General features: G+C 57.2%; 19 protein-coding genes. 7 read left to right on the top strand and 12 right to left on the bottom strand.

Annotated elements, in window-relative coordinates; translation table 11 throughout:
* Positions 1-75: 75 nt before the first annotated feature.
* The 3 genes from rimK to rimA are packed head-to-tail and all read right to left on the bottom strand — an operon-like array spanning position 76 to position 2253.
* On the bottom strand, positions 76-981 hold the full coding sequence (gene rimK / locus ACWR1S_RS15085; RefSeq protein ID WP_007949201.1) for a 30S ribosomal protein S6--L-glutamate ligase: 906 nt from the start codon (positions 979-981) through the stop codon (positions 76-78).
* Complete coding sequence (rimB, locus tag ACWR1S_RS15090; RefSeq protein ID WP_045123093.1) at positions 978-1457, bottom strand: retropepsin-like aspartic endopeptidase RimB; 480 nt, start codon at positions 1455-1457, stop codon at positions 978-980. The genes rimK and rimB overlap by 4 nt, the downstream gene beginning before the upstream one ends.
* A gap of 16 nt (positions 1458-1473) precedes the next feature.
* Positions 1474-2253, bottom strand: a complete 780-nt coding sequence (gene rimA / locus ACWR1S_RS15095) for a S6 modification regulatory phosphodiesterase RimA (RefSeq protein ID WP_454564058.1) — start codon at positions 2251-2253, stop codon at positions 1474-1476.
* Between the two features lie 116 nt (positions 2254-2369).
* Between rimA and ACWR1S_RS15100 the strand changes: the two genes are divergently transcribed.
* Positions 2370-2777 carry an RNA-binding S4 domain-containing protein gene (locus tag ACWR1S_RS15100; protein ID WP_454564059.1) on the top strand — a complete coding sequence of 136 codons (408 nt, stop codon included), beginning with the start codon at positions 2370-2372 and terminating at the stop codon, positions 2775-2777.
* Positions 2778-2910: 133 nt separating this feature from the next.
* Here ACWR1S_RS15100 and ACWR1S_RS15105 read toward each other — a convergent pair whose 3' ends face one another.
* Positions 2911-3711, bottom strand: a complete 801-nt coding sequence (locus tag ACWR1S_RS15105; RefSeq protein WP_454564060.1) for a phosphatase PAP2 family protein — start codon at positions 3709-3711, stop codon at positions 2911-2913.
* A 105-nt stretch (positions 3712-3816) separates the two neighbouring features.
* On the opposite strand from ACWR1S_RS15105, the gene hslO reads away from it, so the two are divergent.
* Together hslO and ACWR1S_RS15115 are read left to right on the top strand one after the other, a co-directional pair.
* Positions 3817-4719, top strand: coding sequence for an Hsp33 family molecular chaperone HslO (gene hslO, locus ACWR1S_RS15110; protein WP_454564061.1), 903 nt, complete (start codon positions 3817-3819; stop codon positions 4717-4719).
* Between the two features lie 181 nt (positions 4720-4900).
* The gene (locus ACWR1S_RS15115) at positions 4901-6442 is read left to right on the top strand and encodes a phosphoenolpyruvate carboxykinase (RefSeq protein ID WP_007917942.1); all 1542 of its coding nucleotides are present in this window, start codon (positions 4901-4903) and stop codon (positions 6440-6442) included.
* 117 nt (positions 6443-6559) lie between these two features.
* On the opposite strand, the gene ACWR1S_RS15120 is transcribed toward ACWR1S_RS15115, so the two are convergent.
* From ACWR1S_RS15120 to ACWR1S_RS15150, 7 genes are all read right to left on the bottom strand, one after another.
* Positions 6560-7159, bottom strand: a complete 600-nt coding sequence (locus ACWR1S_RS15120; protein ID WP_116029310.1) for a Fic/DOC family protein — start codon at positions 7157-7159, stop codon at positions 6560-6562.
* Positions 7159-7329: a YhfG family protein gene (locus ACWR1S_RS15125; RefSeq protein ID WP_123592937.1), complete on the bottom strand. Its 171-nt coding sequence runs from the start codon at positions 7327-7329 to the stop codon at positions 7159-7161. The genes ACWR1S_RS15120 and ACWR1S_RS15125 overlap by 1 nt, the downstream gene beginning before the upstream one ends.
* Positions 7326-7547, bottom strand: a complete 222-nt coding sequence (locus ACWR1S_RS15130; RefSeq protein WP_249122189.1) for a hypothetical protein — start codon at positions 7545-7547, stop codon at positions 7326-7328. The genes ACWR1S_RS15125 and ACWR1S_RS15130 overlap by 4 nt, the downstream gene beginning before the upstream one ends.
* 75 nt (positions 7548-7622) lie before the next feature.
* Positions 7623-7922, bottom strand: a complete 300-nt coding sequence (locus tag ACWR1S_RS15135) for a hypothetical protein (protein WP_116029308.1) — start codon at positions 7920-7922, stop codon at positions 7623-7625.
* A 323-nt stretch (positions 7923-8245) separates the two neighbouring features.
* Entirely contained in the window at positions 8246-8428 is a 183-nt protein-coding gene (locus ACWR1S_RS15140; RefSeq protein ID WP_123592938.1) for an antitoxin PaaA2 family protein, read from the bottom strand.
* Between the two features lie 47 nt (positions 8429-8475).
* Positions 8476-9618, bottom strand: coding sequence for a hypothetical protein (locus ACWR1S_RS15145; protein WP_454564062.1), 1143 nt, complete (start codon positions 9616-9618; stop codon positions 8476-8478).
* Positions 9619-9712: 94 nt separating this feature from the next.
* Entirely contained in the window at positions 9713-9988 is a 276-nt protein-coding gene (locus tag ACWR1S_RS15150; RefSeq protein WP_038359843.1) for a hypothetical protein, read from the bottom strand.
* Positions 9989-10291: 303 nt separating this feature from the next.
* On the opposite strand from ACWR1S_RS15150, the gene ACWR1S_RS15155 reads away from it, so the two are divergent.
* The 4 genes from ACWR1S_RS15155 to ACWR1S_RS15170 all read left to right on the top strand — a co-directional run bounded on the left by ACWR1S_RS15155 (position 10292) and on the right by ACWR1S_RS15170 (position 14841).
* The gene (locus tag ACWR1S_RS15155) at positions 10292-10795 is read left to right on the top strand and encodes a polysaccharide deacetylase (protein WP_454564063.1); all 504 of its coding nucleotides are present in this window, start codon (positions 10292-10294) and stop codon (positions 10793-10795) included.
* Between the two features lie 180 nt (positions 10796-10975).
* On the top strand, positions 10976-12910 hold the full coding sequence (locus ACWR1S_RS15160) for a RecQ family ATP-dependent DNA helicase (protein ID WP_454564064.1): 1935 nt from the start codon (positions 10976-10978) through the stop codon (positions 12908-12910).
* A 129-nt stretch (positions 12911-13039) separates the two neighbouring features.
* Positions 13040-14266, top strand: coding sequence for a 3-hydroxyacyl-CoA dehydrogenase NAD-binding domain-containing protein (locus ACWR1S_RS15165; protein ID WP_454564065.1), 1227 nt, complete (start codon positions 13040-13042; stop codon positions 14264-14266).
* Between the two features lie 143 nt (positions 14267-14409).
* The gene (locus ACWR1S_RS15170) at positions 14410-14841 is read left to right on the top strand and encodes an acyl-CoA thioesterase (protein ID WP_454564066.1); all 432 of its coding nucleotides are present in this window, start codon (positions 14410-14412) and stop codon (positions 14839-14841) included.
* 55 nt (positions 14842-14896) lie between these two features.
* Here ACWR1S_RS15170 and ACWR1S_RS15175 read toward each other — a convergent pair whose 3' ends face one another.
* Complete coding sequence (locus ACWR1S_RS15175; protein WP_016986401.1) at positions 14897-15379, bottom strand: glycine zipper domain-containing protein; 483 nt, start codon at positions 15377-15379, stop codon at positions 14897-14899.
* Positions 15380-15679 lie beyond the last annotated feature (300 nt).

The following is a 15679-nucleotide window of genomic DNA, read 5'->3' on the forward strand; positions in this document are numbered from 1 at the left end:
CCTCTCCCTTCGGGAGAGGGTTAGGCGGGCGGCGTTCCGATGAGGGGCTGTTGCTCTTAGCTCTAGCTCTTCGCTCTAGCCCTTGCCTTTGGTCCGGGTCATATTCGGCCCACCATTCTTCTCAAGGTGCTCAATGATGATCCCCGCCACGTTCTTGCCCGTGGTGGTCTCGATCCCTTCCAGCCCCGGCGATGAGTTCACTTCCATCACCAACGGCCCGTGATTGGAACGCAAAATATCCACACCCGCCACCGCCAGGCCCATGACCTTGGCCGCACGCAACGCGGTCATGCGTTCCTCCGGGGTAATCTTGATCAGGCTAGCACTGCCGCCGCGATGCAGATTTGAACGGAACTCACCCGGTTTGGCCTGACGCTTCATCGCCGCGATGACTTTGTCACCCACCACGAAGCAGCGAATGTCCGCGCCGCCCGCTTCCTTGATGTACTCCTGAACCATGATGTTCTGTTTCAGGCCCATGAACGCTTCGATCACCGATTCGGCAGCGGTCGCGGTTTCGCACAGCACCACGCCGATACCCTGGGTGCCTTCCAGCACTTTGATCACCAGCGGCGCGCCGTTGACCATGTCGATAAGGTCGGGAATGTCATCCGGCGAGTGAGCAAATCCGGTAACCGGCAAGCCAATGCCACGACGCGACAGCAGTTGCAACGAGCGCAACTTGTCCCGCGAACGGGCGATCGCTACTGACTCGTTGAGCGGGAACACCCCCATCATTTCGAACTGGCGCAACACTGCGCAACCATAAAATGTCACCGACGCGCCGATCCGCGGAATGACCGCATCAAAGCCTTCCAGCGGTTTGCCGCGGTAGTGGATCTGCGGCTTGTGGCTGGCGATGTTCATGTAGGCGCGCAAGGTGTCGATCACTACCATTTCATGCCCGCGCTCGGTTCCGGCTTCGACCAGACGGCGGGTGGAATACAGACGCGGGTTCCGCGACAGCACAGCGATCTTCATGCAACACCTGTGGAGGAGGTAGATACCGGGAACACCGGCTTGTCTTGTACATACTTGATGCCCGGATTGACCACCAACTGGCCATCGATCAGGGCTTTGGAACCGAGCAACAGGCGATAGCGCATGGACTTGCGGCAGGCGAGCGTGAACTCGACCGGCCACACTCGATCTCCCAGGGCCAGGGTGGTGCTGATGACGTAGCGCACCTGCGCATGGCCGTTGGAGCTTTTGATGGTCTTGCGCGTTACCAGTGGTGCTTCACAGCGGCGGTGACGCAATTGCACCACCGTGCCCAGGTGCGCGGTGAAACGCACCCACTTCTCGCCGTTACGTTCGAACGGTTCGATGTCGGTGGCATGCAGGCTGGAGGTGCTGGCGCCGGTGTCGATCTTCGCCCGCAGGCCCGCGACTCCCAAATCCGGGAGCGCCACCCATTCGCGCAGACCGACAACGGTCAAATGGTCAAATGTCTTCAATAGGAAAAACCAACGATTAACGCTTCCAGGCCTCAGGTGAAACCTGGGCCAACGCTTTGAATGCAGGCTTGGCGAACCAGTAACCTTGCATCAGAAAAATTCCACAGTCCGCCAGGAAATCCCGTTCACCGGCGCTCTCAATGCCTTCGGCAATGACTGTAACGTTCAACTCCGCACAGATTGTGACAATCCCCCGGACGATCGCCTGACGGACACGGTCTTGGTCGACATCGCGGATCAGCGCCATGTCGAGTTTGATCAGGTCCGGTTGGAAATCAGCCAGCAGATTGAGCCCCGAATAACCGGCACCGAAATCGTCGATGGCAGTCTTGAAGCCGAATTCGCGGTATTCACGCAGAATATTGGTCAAATGGCGATAGTTATCTACGTGCTCGCTTTCCAGGGTTTCGAAAATCAGTCGATTGATCGGGAAATTATGTTTTTTTGCCGCTTCGAGCGTACTGCGAATGCATAACTCTGGACGATAGACGGCGTTGGGCATGAAGTTGATCGACAAGTGTGTCTGCATATTTAGATTGGCCGCGCCTTCGATCGCGCGGGTCCGGCAGAGCTGGTCGAAACGGTAGCGGTTTTCTTCTGTAACCTGATTCAACACCGTCAGTGCGCCTTCACCCTTCACCCCGCGAACCAGCGCTTCATGGGCGAAAACCGACTGGTCGCGCAGATCGACGATGGGTTGATAGGCGAAGGAAAAATCGAAGCCCAACGGTTCGCTTTGCTGACACCCTTGGCAACCGGCCTTGGGTGAGGTTAATGAAGACGGAAATTTAGTCACTCGATCACTCCATGCCGCTGAACCGGCCAAGATCACAGTCTATCTGGAGGGCCGAGTTCTTGCGCCCGACAGAAACGGTAGTACAGTTCCGACTACTGGCCGAACGAGGAATTCAAATGGCACAAAAAAGCGAAGAGGACGACAAGGTTCGTCTCGACAAGTGGCTATGGGCTGCGCGTTTTTATAAGACCCGCGCCTTGGCCAAAGCGGCGATCGAGAGCGGCAAGGTGCATTGTCGAGGTGAACGCTGCAAGCCTGGCAAAGAGCCACGCATCGGTGATGAGTTCGAGATTCGTACCGGGTTTGAGGTGCGTATGGTGAAGGTCGAGGCGTTGTCGATTGTTCGACGCGGCGCACCGGAGGCGCAGACTTTGTACGCGGAGACCGAAGCGAGTATTGCCAAACGTGAAGCGGCTGCGGCGATGCGCAAGGCGGGCGCGCTGGGCGTGAGCACCGACGGCAAGCCGAGCAAGAAACAGCGGCGGGATTTGTTCAAGTTTCGCGGCAGCAGTAACGACGAGTAAGCGGGGGCGTTTTTGCGTTGTTGGTGCTGGCCTCTTCGCGAGCAGGCTCGCTCCCACAGGCGATTGCATTCCAATGTGGGAGCGAGCCTGCTCGCGAATCGAGGGCGCAGCCCTCGCCGAAGACAGCTCGGTATCAGGCGCTACGCACCACACTCATCCGCGACACCAGCGGCAACTTGCCCAGCAAAGCAAAGATCGGTGCCGTCACCTTCAGCCAGAAGTTCGAGGCGTGATACGCAAACGGCGTGTAGTAACCCCAACCCAATGCCCACACCGCCAGCAATACGCCGCCAATGTAATCGTCCTGACCCCAATGCGCACCGGCTACCAGGCGCGGCAGCATGAACAATAACGCCAGCCCCCAGATGATCACAAACTGCCCAACCGTGCGGCTGAACACGCCCATGAACAGCGCCCAGATCAGCAGCACCGAAGCATGGTCCCCTGGGAAACTCTGGCTCGAGCGATCCTTCAGTTCCCAGGTCTTCTCCAGATGCGGGAAGTAATCGCTGATATGTACCGCGCCCTCCAGAACCATCGACGGGCTGCTGTGTTGCCAGTCCATGTGGTCGGCGAACTTGGAAAACAGTGTGCGGATCACCACCATCAGCAGCAGGATCGAGAAAAAACCGAAAAACGCGCGACGCACATCAATGGCCTTGAACACCCAGTCGCCCTTGATCAGCAGCGTTAGCAGGATGACGCCGACGACGATGTCGAACGGACGCAGACTTGCAATTGCCCAGATGTGGAGCCATATCGGGTTGCTGGCCAGCGGTGCATTGAGCGAGCGGAACAGCCACTCGTCGAAAATCACACACAGCGAGTTGCCCGTAGGCCATAACCAGAAAGCCAGTAGCGCTAATGGCACTACGTTGCACAGAACCAGCCGGCCGAGGTTCCACCTTGATTGGAACAAACCCGGATTGTTCATAAAATGCCTCCCATGGCAGAGCAGTCGGCACCAAAAAGAGTGCCAAGAAGCGCAAATTTTCACGCCTTGTAACCATTTTGTCACCACATTCAGATACCCAAAATTATGACCGAGCTAGCGGATACCGATTTCACCCAACGTTTCATCTTCGATGACAGCGACACGCGCGGCGAACTGGTTGCGCTTGAGCGCAGCTACGCCGAAGTCCTCGCCAAGCACCCGTACCCTGAGCCGGTGGCGCAACTGCTCGGCGAATTGATGGCGGCTGCCTCGTTGCTCGTGGGCACCTTGAAGTTCGACGGCTTGCTGATTCTGCAAGCGCGCTCCGAAGGGCCGATTCCGCTGCTGATGATCGAATGCTCCAGCGAGCGCGAAATCCGTGGCCTGGCGCGCTACGACGCTGAGCAGATCGCGCCGGACGCCACCCTTGCCGACCTGATGCCGAACGGCGACCTGACCCTGACCGTCGACCCGACTGTCGGTCAGCGCTACCAGGGCATCGTCGACCTTGACGGCGAGACCCTGTCTGAGTGCTTCACCAACTACTTCGTCATGTCGCAACAGGTCGGCACGCGCTTCAAGCTGTTCGCCGACGGCCGCCGTGCCCGCGGGATGCTGCTGCAGCAACTGCCGGCCGACCGCCTGAAAGATGAAGAAGAGCGCGCCGACAGCTGGCAGCACATCACCGCGCTGGCCAGCACCCTGACCGCTGATGAACTGTTGAGCCTGGACAACGAAACCGTCCTGCATCGCCTCTACCATGAAGAGCAGGTGCGCCTGTTCGATGTGCAGAACCTGCGCTTCCGTTGCAGCTGCTCGCGCGAGCGTTCGGGCAATGCGTTGGTCAGTCTGGGCCTGGAAGATGCGCAGGCACTGGTGGAAGAACGCGGTGGTGAAGTGGAGATCGATTGCCAGTTCTGCAACCAGCGCTACCTGTTCGACGCCGCTGATATTGCTCAATTGTTTGCTGGCGCAGGCGTCGACACGCCGTCAGATACCCGGCACTAAAACGGTTCAGCGCAGGTAAATTCACTGCGTAACGACGGAATATCGCCGTTACGACGGGAGGACCCTACTCTTTTTGGGCTTTTCTGGCATAATCCGGCCCACTTTTTTCGCGGTAGTAGTGCACGACTTTCTACTACAAAACGTTTGGAGCACACTCGGCCACTGGCCGACGGGGAACCTCATGACGCAAGCCAATAACGCCGTGTACACCGATCTGAGTGTTGATGATCTGGTAAAAGAAGCCCTGAACCGCGGTGAGGGCGAGCTTGCCGATACCGGCGCTCTGGTTGTTCGCACTGGTCACCGCACCGGTCGTTCGCCTGTTGACCGTTTCATCGTTGAAGAGCCTTCCACCCAGGCCGCTATTGCCTGGGGCCCGATCAACCGCAAGTTCCCGGCCGACAAGTTCGACGCGCTGTGGGCTCGCGTAGAAGCATTCAACAACGCGCAAGAGCACTTTGTGTCCCACGTGCATGTAGGCGCGGCGGAAGATCACTACCTGGCCGTGAAAATGACCACCCAGACTGCCTGGCAGAATCTGTTCGGTCGTTGCCTGTTCATCAACCCGGCCCAGTACAACCCGGCCGGTCGTGAAGAGTGGCAAGTGCTCAACGTGGCCAACTTCGAGTGCGTGCCTGAGCGTGACGGCACCAACTCCGACGGTTGCGTGATCCTCAACTTCGCACAGAAGAAAGTGCTGATCGCTGGCATGCGTTACGCCGGTGAGATGAAGAAAGCCATGTTCTCCGTGCAGAACTTCCTGCTGCCGGCCGCTGACGTGTTGCCAATGCACTGCGCTGCCAACATCGGCGAAGAAGGCGACGTGACCTTGTTCTTCGGTCTGTCGGGCACCGGTAAAACCACCCTGTCGGCCGACGAAAGCCGTTACCTGATCGGTGACGACGAACACGGCTGGGGCGAAGGCGTGGTGTTCAACATCGAAGGCGGTTGCTATGCCAAGTGCATCGACCTCTCCGAGAAGAACGAGCCGGTTATCTGGAAAGCCATCAAGCACGGTGCCGTCCTGGAAAACGTTGTTATCGACGACGCCAAGCACGCCGACTACGCCGATGTCAGCCTGACCCAGAACAGCCGCGCCGCGTACCCGCTGGAGCACGTTGCCAAGCGTTCCGAGCACAACCTCGGTGGCGAGCCAAACGCGGTGATCTTCCTGACCTGCGACCTGACCGGCGTCCTGCCGCCAGTGTCGATCCTCAACGAAGAACAAGCGGCCTACCACTTCCTGTCCGGCTACACCGCACTGGTGGGCTCGACTGAAATGGGCTCGGGCAGCGGCATCAAATCGACCTTCTCCACCTGCTTCGGCGCACCGTTCTTCCCGCGTCCGGCTGGCGAATACGCAGAGCTGCTGATCAAGCGCATCCGCGGTTTCGGCTCCAAGGTTTACCTGGTCAACACCGGCTGGACCGGCGGCGGCTACGGCGTCGGCAAACGCTTCAACATCCCGACCACCCGCGCGGTGATCGCAGCGATCCAGAGCGGCGCGCTGATCGGTGCAGCCACCGAACACCTCGACACCATCAACCTCGACGTGCCACTGGCCGTACCGGGCGTTGAAACCAACCTGCTCAACCCACGCAACACCTGGGCTGACAAGGCTGCTTACGACGAGGCAGCGAAAGCACTGGCCGGTCTGTTCATCGAGAACTTCAAGAAGTTCGAAGTGAGCGACGCGATCAAGGCTGCAGGGCCGAAGTTGTAAGATTGGTTTGTAGCGAATGAAAAAGCCGCCCTTTGGGGCGGCTTTTTTGTGGGCGAAAACAAGACTAACTGGCAATATTCCCGCAGAAAATGGCCTTAACTACCAGAATACTGCCACTTAAAGAGCCAGCTTTTCGCCAATGCAGCGCTCAAAGATCGCCACTAGCCCCCGATAATCACATGACACAGCATCAATGTTTGCTGGGACCCAAGCGTCATCTTTAACCAGCCACCAATCGACTGGGAAGCCTGCGTTAATAATGATTTGTTCAAATAATAGGCGTTGCGCTCGGCCATTACCTTCGCGAAAAGGATGGATGACATTCAAATCGCCATAAGCCTCAGCGATGTTCACCACAAGTTCTGGTTTGCCCATTCCCGCGAACCACGCCGAGCGCTCCATCACGCTAAAGATTTTTTGCGCTTCTGGAAGAATTCGCTCTGCAGTGCAGAAAAATGTTTGTCCCTTTTTGATGTTAACGGTACGCAACTGCCCGGCCCAATCGTAAACATCGCAAAAAAGAGTTTTATGGGCGTGCTGCAGGACACTTAAATCATAAGGAGGGGGGAGAAGACGAAATCGACTGATCGCGATTTCCGAGAGCTCTCGCTCTGCTTTTTGCAGTTCTTCTTCAGAGTGGATGTCGAGCAAGTTACGTAGAACATCACTATGAGGGTAGCAATAGGGGTCTTGTCCGACCCCATATTTGTCCGTCATTAACGTGCAGTCTGACGATATTTTTCAATGACCGATTCCCTTGATGGAAGCGGTTTCTCGGCATCGGCACGGCTGGTATCGAAACCTTCCAGACGTAAGCTCGCCAGATAGTTTGACCGGCGTACTTTTTCGTAATAAGCCTGCTTCTGCTGGAACGTCAATTCGCTCATTTCATAGGCCTCTTGGTGCAGGACTCCAGTGTAGCGCAATCGTGTGGAGTGATAGGTCGGGATTTTCGATCCTTAAAGCGAGGCTGTTCATCGAGAGTCTGTTGGTTTTTTTGAATCATTTTGCCAGCCTTGGATATACGCGATGGTGCACATTCACCACGCAGAATTTCGTCCATTTCTCGCACGCTTTCCATCAGCTCATCAAAGAATTTGCTCATGGTTGCTCCCATGGTTGATTACCGTTTTTTTGATCGCTCTTACAGAGTGTAAAAGAGCGATACGATCACTCGATTTCAGGCTGGAGCCTTCCAGTTGAGCATCTGCTGCTGTGCGACTTGCAGCAGGTCACAGCCATCCTGCGTCAGCAGATAGAGGGCGTGGGTGATGTGGGGGATGTCTTCGACGTCGGCTTGTTTGAAGCTGAGGCAGTAGAGGGTGCGTAGCAGATCGGCGGAGGCGCGCAGGCGCTGGACGGCGCATTCGAGGATGTCTTGGGGGTTGACCTGTGTGTCGATGAGCAGAGGCTTGGTGTCGGTGAGGTTGGATTCGAGTGGGCGGTAGCGATCGGTGGTGAATTGATTCCATGTTTTCATTATTTTTGCCTCGTTTTTTGCGTCATGAGAATCCGCACCCACCGTGACCAAGCGATAGGTGGCGGACTGCGTTCGGGTTGGTCAACCGATGAGGCATTCACAACCGGCACGCCCGAAGGCGTCCCGAACACAGCCGCCATTAAGCGTGCTGACACAAAAAAGCGCCAGCAGCATACAACGACTGTGAATGCACATCTAATACGGGTGACCAAGCCCGAGTCGCTGAATTGGCAGCGACAGTCACGACTATAGAGACGAGCTACACGACGGCGATAGAAGACAAGGAGTCTGTCCTTGTAGGAACAGGACGTAGATTCAATAGGTCATTGCTGACAATCCTTCAGACGTCTTAAACGAGCGCGTTTATCTGCCATCAGTTTCCTGCTTACTTCATCGGAAATGCTTGGCCGAGGATCATCAATGCTGGCTTGGACCTGCCTGATGAACCATGCCTCGTAGGTTTCCTTGTCGCTAGCCTGCTCCGATTCATCGCTCGTACTGTTCATCGTTCTATTTCCTTCTTGGTTAAAAACCTATCGGTCGCCGCTCCGCCTCAACCAATAACCCGATACGCCGCCACATCCAGCACACTCGTCGTCAGCCCCGTTGCCGGCGCGTAGATCGAACCCTTCACCGCCGTGAACGGCACGCCTTTGCTGCCCAGCGAAACATAGCGCTCACCTTTATCCAGTTCGGTGAAGTAGGTGTAGGAAACGCTGTGCATCCGCTTGTAGCGCGCTTCGTCGGCGACGATGGCGCCCGTCAGGCGCAGGAGGTCGGCTTCGCTCAGGTTCAGGGTTTTGTTCAGTTGTACGCCCCAGCGCTTGAGGCAGGTTTCGGCGAGGTGGCGGACGATGCGGCCAGGCGCGACCAGCGTTTTCAGGTCGCCGCTGTTGGTGGGTACGCCGCCGGCAGCGGTGGCGTTGCCGGCCATGGTCGCGTGGCGGCCGGCCATCGGGTACACGCAGGTTTTAGTGCCGGTGGCGGTTTGTGGAATGACGCAGCTAAACCCTTTGGAGCGTTCATCGCGGGCATAGAAGGCGACATATTCTTTGACGTTGACGCCGAGTTTGACGCGCTGATCCTGGAAGTTGCCGATTCCCGGTACTGGATCAAGGGCGAATATATTCACTGGAATATTGTTAAGTTGAGGATCATTTAACATCGCATTGGCCAGCATGTGGCAACTTATCCCGCCGCGACTCCAGCCCACCAAATTGACTCGGGTGGGAATAACGCCGTCCTTGCGAAACGTTTTGATGATCTGCTCCTGTAACTTCTGCTGGGTCACACTACGATCACCGTAGTTATATTTACGCCAGAACCACGAACCTTCCACCTTCACATCCTCAATAGGAATACCGGCGGCTTTAAGGCGGTTGTATTCGGCCTCGGTCAGTTGCTCACGCTGCCAGTCGCATTGGCCCTTGATGATATTGATGGCGTGTCGCACGTTTTCTTCCCAGCCTTTGCCGAACAGCGTGCCGGTGAGGCCGTATTCCTTGGTCTTGGTGAACAGGTCATCGGCCTGCAGATTACCGCTGCCGGGCCCGTCAACGACGATCCATTCGGCGAACTCGCGGCCGACATGGTTGGCTGCCAGTGTGGAAACCAGTTCGCCATCCCAGAAGTTTTCATGGGTGGTATCGAACTTGTTGGAGCCAGTACCGCAAAAAAATATAGTTAGAACTGTCATGGTGTTGCTCTCGTTTAGTTGTAAGAGCGAACAAGTTAGTGTGAGTGGTATATATAAATAAAGCGTGATGGTGTTTCCGCATTTGTAATGTGGATTAGTTGTATGTTGTTTGCGGTGGTTTCTGTTTGGCAACTTCAAGCAAGTCGCAACCATCCTGCACCAATAAATAAAGTGCATTGACGATGTTGGGAATGTCTTTGACGTCAGCCTGTTTGAAACATAAGCAATAGAGTGTTTCCAGCAAATCACCGGCGGCGCGCAGGCGCTGATCGGCGGCATTGATCAGATCCGTCTGGCTGGAGTGGCTGTCGATAAGCAGTACCGGCTTTTCGCTGTAGCAAGTCTTGAGTGGGCGATAACGGTTGATCATGGTGAGGCGTGTCCTGTTCTAAGGCGCTGGGGCGGGCCGGCAGAAGGTTTGCAGCCGCGCCGGCCACTATAGAAGGGCGTTTCTCTGTGGGACAAGACAGCCACAATGGACAGTATTCGTAGGGGTTTTTCCTTGTTTTGAGGAAATGCCCTACGTGTTTTCGCAGCTTTTTCAGGCTGAAACCCTTAGGCGAAATAATTCCTACGGGATTGTCAGGCGATTCGCGGTAAACCGCTGTATCGTGCGCGCCAGAATCTGTAGGGCGTTTCCAAACGTCTGACACGCGCTTAAAGGGAATTAGGTATGCACTGGCTACGAATGGCCGCGATTTTATGGCTGGGGTTGGGCACTTGCCGTTTGGCGATGGCCTCTGACGTTGGCAACGCGTGGGTGCTGGATCATCTCGATCGCACTGGTTGGCCTGATGCGCTTATCAGTCAGACAAGCATGGACACGGCGTCGCGCGGTGAAGTGTTGATGTTCGCCAAAGCGCTGTTGGCCAGCGAAGCACTGGATGAGGAAGGGCTTGAGCAGCGACTCGGTGTGCCGCACGTGCAACTGAAGTCGATTCGCCATGTACGCGACGGTCTCTGGGAGGGGTTGCTGAGCACCTATCGCAATGCCAGTCAGAACTGTGATGAACAGCCTTTCTGTCCGCGCGTGCGCAGCGTCGCTGACCTGCGGCAGTTGGCAGCAGCGTTTACTGGCGACATCAGCCCGGCTCATGCGCTGTGGGCGAGCAAGAGCCAAAATATCCATGAGCAGATGCTGAATGAGCAGTTGCGGGTGGCGGTTTTGCGTCCCTGAACTGCAGGATTTTGTGTTGTTCTGAGCGGCCTCTTCGCGAGCAGGCTCGCTCCCACAGGGACCGTGGTGTTCAAGTAATCGCTGTATCATTCCGAATCGATTTGGCCCCGACCTTTTCTCGACTCGCTGCGATCGCCCGCTAGGCTGTTGGCATGGCAGCAGTCAATGGAGTGACAGCGAATGCACAACACCCTGGAACAGGTTTTTGGTTTTCCACAGTTTCGACCTGGACAAGAGGCTGCGATCAGCGCGGTGCTGGCCGGGCGCTCGGCGGCGGCGATTTTTCCTACCGGTTCCGGCAAGTCGATTTGTTATCAATTGCCGGCACTGATGCTGCCGCACCTGACGCTGGTCGTTTCGCCGTTGCTGGCGCTGATGCAGGATCAGTTGGCCTTCTTGCAGCGACACGGTATTTCGGCTGGCAGCATCGATTCGGCGCAGAGCCGCGATGCCGCTAATGACGTGATGTCCCGCGCCCGTTCGGGTGAATTGAAAATTTTGATGATCTCGGTGGAGCGCTTGAAGAACGAGCGTTTCCGCAACTTTTTGCAGCAGGTGCCGATCTCGCTGCTGGTGGTGGACGAGGCGCATTGCATCTCGGAATGGGGCCACAACTTCCGGCCCGATTATCTCAAGCTGCCGGACTATCAGCGCCAGTTCAACATCCCGCAAACTTTGCTGCTGACGGCCACCGCAACGCCGAAAGTCATCGCCGACATGCAGGCCAAATTCGCTATCGCCGCTGACGATGTGGTGACCACCGGTTTCTATCGGCACAACCTCAATCTGCTGGTGGAACCGGTACGTGGCCAGGACAAGCGCCGGCGTCTGGTCGAGTGGATGACCGAGCGTGCGGGGCAGCCGAGTATCGTCTACGTGACCTTGCAGAAAACTGCTGAGCACATCGCTGAACACCTTGAGCGCAACGGCATTCAGGCCGAGGCGTATCACGCCGGTTTAGCCCACGACAAACGCGAAGCGATCCAGAAACGCTTCATGGCCGGGCAGTCCAATTGCATCGTCGCGACCATCGCGTTCGGCATGGGCATCGACAAGAGTGACATCCGCAATGTCGTGCACTTCGACCTGCCCAAATCCATCGAAAACTACAGTCAGGAAATCGGTCGCGCCGGGCGTGACGGGCAGCCGTCGGATTGTCTGGTATTGGCCAATCGCGACAGCCTCAATGTGCTGGAAAACTTCGTCTACGGTGATACGCCGGAGCGTGACGGCATTCGCTATGTGCTCGACGAACTGAAGGCCTCGGTGCCGGAAGGGCAGTGGGAGTTTCTGCTCGGTCCGCTGGCGGATCAGAGCAACATTCGCGCGCTGCCGCTGAAGACGTTGCTGGTGCAACTGGAATTGCGCGGTTTGATCGCGCCGCGCTACGCCTATTACGCCGAATACCGTTTCAAATACCTGCTGGAACCCGAAGCGCTGCTTGAGCGCTTTGAAGGTGAGCGCAGGGATTTTGTCGGCGCGATCATTCAGACCTCGCCTCGTGCGCGCACTTGGGCCACGGTGAATTTCGAGGCGATGTACGCGCAGTATTCCGCCGAGCGCAATCGAGTGGTCAAGGCGCTGGATTATTTTCAGGAAAAGGGCTGGGTCGAACTGGAAAGCAAGCAGATGACCGAGGTCTACAGCCTGCTGAATAGTGACTTTGACAGCGATGCCCTGAGCGCTGAACTGCACGATTATTTCACCCGGCATGAGCAGGCCGAAGTGGCGCGCATCCACGCGATGCTTGAAGTCTTCGCCAGCGAGCGCTGCCTGGGTTATCGCCTGGCGGAGTATTTCGGTGATCACAATGCGCCCGAGCAGTGTGGGCATTGTTCGGTGTGTCACGGGCGGGTGGCGCGGTTGCCGGCACCACCGGAGTTGCCAGCGCTTGTGGATAAAAACTTCCCGGCGCTGTGTGGTGATTTTATCCACAGGCATGAGCAGCACACCGGGGTGATTCCGACGGCGGAGCGGCTGACGAGGTTTCTGTGCGGGATCAGCGTGCCGTTGTTCACCAAGCTCAAGGCGCGAGCGATTCCCGGGTTTGCGGCATTGGAAGAGTATCCCTACGCCGAAGTGCGCAGCTGGGCTGACAATCATTTGCTCGATTAACCAGGCGTTCTTGTGGGAGCGAGGCTCTATCCATCCGCTGAATGTCGATCATCACGGTAATAAACTTCAAAAAACGTCGTTGGCTGACTATGGTGAGACCAGTCTTTGGATCGCCAACAAGAGAACAACATGAACCAGACATCCTTCGAAATTCAGCAGGCTGCGGTGATCGGCGCAGGCACCATGGGGCGCGGCATTGTCATGTGCCTGGCCAATGCCGGCGTGACGGTGCAGTGGGTGGATAACAATCCACAGATGCTTGAACAGGCACTCACCACCGTGGCCGAAACCTATGCACACAATGTGCGTCAGGGCCGGATTGATCAGGCCGAGGCGGATGCGCGTTTGACGCGGGTCAGCGCGGCGGCGGATTACGCGGCAATTCGCAATGTCGATCTGGTAATCGAAGCGGTGTACGAAAATCTTGAGCTGAAGCAGAAGATCTTTCGTGAGCTGGATGGCTTGCTCAAGCCAGAGGCATTGTTGGCGAGTAATACCTCGGCGCTGGATATCGATGCGATTGCCGCGGCGACCCGGCGCCCGGAGCAAGTGCTGGGCCTGCATTTCTTCAGCCCGGCGCACATCATGAAACTGCTGGAAATCGTGCGCGGTGCGCAGACTTCTCCGGCGGCACTGGAAGCGGCGCTGGCGCTGGGCAAGCGTATGGGCAAGGTCAGTGTGGTGTCGGGCAATTGCCACGGGTTTATCGGCAATCGCATGTTGCATCCGTATGTGCTGGAGGCGCGCAAGATGTTGCTTGAAGGCGCTTACCCACAGCAGGTCGACGCGGCGCTGCAAGGTTTTGGTTTTGCCATGGGGCCGTTTCGCATGTACGACGTGGTCGGCATCGATCTGGAGTGGCGTGCACGCGAGCTGGCCGGCAAGGGGCAAGATGCGCCTGAGGTACAGGTGGATAACCGTTTGTGCGAGATGGGGCGATTCGGGCAGAAGTCCGGCAACGGTTATTACCATTACGAGCCGGGCAGTCGTCAGGCTGAGCATGATCCTGAGGTCGATGCGCTGGTGTTGCAGATCAGCGAAGGGTTGGGCTTCCAGCGCCGCGAGATCGGCCCTGAAGAGATTCTGGAGCGTTGTTTGCTGGCATTGGTCAACGAGGGCGCGAAGATTTTGCAGGAAGGCATTGCCGAGTCGGCGCACGACATCGACCTGGTGTATCTGAATGGCTACGGCTTTCCGGCGGACAAGGGTGGGCCGATGGCTTGGGCGGATCAGCAAGGGCTGGCCGATATTCATCAGCGCTTGCTGGCGCTGGAGACGCGGCAGGGCGATCAGTGGAAACCGGCGCGGTTGATTGGTGAGTTGGCGGCGCAGGGTAAGGGGTTTGCAGATCGTTAAGTCTGGCGGCGGTGCTGACGTCTTCGCGAGCAGGCTCGCTCCCACAGGAGAGCGCCTTTCAAATGTGGGAGCGAGCCTGCTCGCGAAGGGTGCGGCGCGATTTTGAATTAGACTCGCCCATTAACTTCAGGGATTGTTGAGCAATGTCCAACCCGATGCCACAACGCACCGACTACCCACACTTCCAGCCCATCACCACGCGCTGGCACGACAACGACGCCTACGGTCACGTCAACAACGTCACCTACTACAGCTTCTTCGACACGGCGGTGAACACCTACCTGATTCAGGTCGGTGGTCTGGATATTCATGACGGTGAGGTGGTGGGATTTGTGGTCAGTTCAGCGTGTGACTACTTCGCTTCGATCGCGTTTCCGGACCTGATCGAGATTGGTCTGCGGGTCGGCAAGTTGGGCAACAGTTCGGTGCAGTACGAATTGGCGGTGTTCAAGGTCGGTGAAAGCGAAGCCTGTGCAGCCGGGCGCTTCGTGCATGTGTTCGTTGATCGGGCGAGCAATCAACCTGTGCCAATTCCTGCCCGCTTGCGCGAGGCGCTCGAGCGTCTGGTGGTTTAACAAAGGCAAAAAAAATCGCAGCCCTCGGGCTGCGATTTTTGTTCAAGCATTCGCCTTAACGGTGGCGATAGTACTTGTGATGCTTGCGGTGGCCATAGGCATGGCCGCGACCACGGTGGTCGTCGCGATAGTAGCGGCGATCATCATGGCGACGGTCGTAACGACGATCGTCGTCATCGCTCTTGTTGCCCATGTAGTTGCCCAGCGCGCCACCGGCGCCGCCGCCTGCTGCGGAGCCGATCAGGCTGCCGGTGGTGCCGCCCATGCTACGGCCGACCACGTTACCGCCGGCCGCGCCCAGTGCACCACCGATGGCGGCTTCGCCACGGCTGCGCTTGTCGGCGCCGACCGCACTACCACCCGCGCCGCCCAAGGCTGCGCCAATGGTGGAACCTGTATTGCCGCCTAAGGACTGACCGACGACCGAGCCAAGAACCCCGCCCAATGCGCCGCCCACACCTGCTTCGGTGGTGCCGCCAGCAGACGCGAAGCCACTGACCAGGCCAAGGGACAACAAGAGAATCGAGGAGAACTTCATAGAGGAGCCTCAAAGGGATGACGGCGCCGATCCTGAGGCCGTGTAACAAGCGTGACAATCGAAATCCGACGAATAACACGACTTGTATACAATTTCGCAAGTTACTGTTTTGTATGCGGAACTTAAGCGATTTTCGCCGGTCTTTAGCTACTTCGGACAGGCCGTTTTTGTGAAAAAACGGCCTTTTTTGTGGGCGGTTGAAAAGTGCGAGCTGGAAGAAATGTATTGAATGTCCCACCGCCTTCGCGAGCAGGCTCGCTCCCACATTTGCACTGCATTCCAATGTGGGAGCGAGCCTGC

The sequence above is a fragment of the Pseudomonas sp. AIG genome (assembly GCF_977020205.1).

Excerpts from the sequence above, each read along its gene's own strand:
- rimK (WP_007949201.1), bottom strand. The coding sequence starts at position 981 with ATGAAGATCGCTGTGCTGTCGCGGAACCCGCGTCTGTATTCCACCCGC.
- ACWR1S_RS15100 (WP_454564059.1), top strand. The coding sequence starts at position 2,370 with ATGGCACAAAAAAGCGAAGAGGACGACAAGGTTCGTCTCGACAAGTGG.
- ACWR1S_RS15105 (WP_454564060.1), bottom strand. The coding sequence starts at position 3,711 with ATGAACAATCCGGGTTTGTTCCAATCAAGGTGGAACCTCGGCCGGCTG.
- hslO (WP_454564061.1), top strand. The coding sequence starts at position 3,817 with ATGACCGAGCTAGCGGATACCGATTTCACCCAACGTTTCATCTTCGAT.
- ACWR1S_RS15115 (WP_007917942.1), top strand. The coding sequence starts at position 4,901 with ATGACGCAAGCCAATAACGCCGTGTACACCGATCTGAGTGTTGATGAT.
- ACWR1S_RS15120 (WP_116029310.1), bottom strand. The coding sequence starts at position 7,159 with ATGACGGACAAATATGGGGTCGGACAAGACCCCTATTGCTACCCTCAT.
- ACWR1S_RS15125 (WP_123592937.1), bottom strand. The coding sequence starts at position 7,329 with ATGAGCGAATTGACGTTCCAGCAGAAGCAGGCTTATTACGAAAAAGTA.
- ACWR1S_RS15130 (WP_249122189.1), bottom strand. The coding sequence starts at position 7,547 with ATGAGCAAATTCTTTGATGAGCTGATGGAAAGCGTGCGAGAAATGGAC.
- ACWR1S_RS15135 (WP_116029308.1), bottom strand. The coding sequence starts at position 7,922 with ATGAAAACATGGAATCAATTCACCACCGATCGCTACCGCCCACTCGAA.
- ACWR1S_RS15140 (WP_123592938.1), bottom strand. The coding sequence starts at position 8,428 with ATGAACAGTACGAGCGATGAATCGGAGCAGGCTAGCGACAAGGAAACC.
- ACWR1S_RS15145 (WP_454564062.1), bottom strand. The coding sequence starts at position 9,618 with ATGACAGTTCTAACTATATTTTTTTGCGGTACTGGCTCCAACAAGTTC.
- ACWR1S_RS15150 (WP_038359843.1), bottom strand. The coding sequence starts at position 9,988 with ATGATCAACCGTTATCGCCCACTCAAGACTTGCTACAGCGAAAAGCCG.
- ACWR1S_RS15155 (WP_454564063.1), top strand. The coding sequence starts at position 10,292 with ATGCACTGGCTACGAATGGCCGCGATTTTATGGCTGGGGTTGGGCACT.
- ACWR1S_RS15160 (WP_454564064.1), top strand. The coding sequence starts at position 10,976 with ATGCACAACACCCTGGAACAGGTTTTTGGTTTTCCACAGTTTCGACCT.
- ACWR1S_RS15165 (WP_454564065.1), top strand. The coding sequence starts at position 13,040 with ATGAACCAGACATCCTTCGAAATTCAGCAGGCTGCGGTGATCGGCGCA.
- ACWR1S_RS15170 (WP_454564066.1), top strand. The coding sequence starts at position 14,410 with ATGTCCAACCCGATGCCACAACGCACCGACTACCCACACTTCCAGCCC.
- ACWR1S_RS15175 (WP_016986401.1), bottom strand. The coding sequence starts at position 15,379 with ATGAAGTTCTCCTCGATTCTCTTGTTGTCCCTTGGCCTGGTCAGTGGC.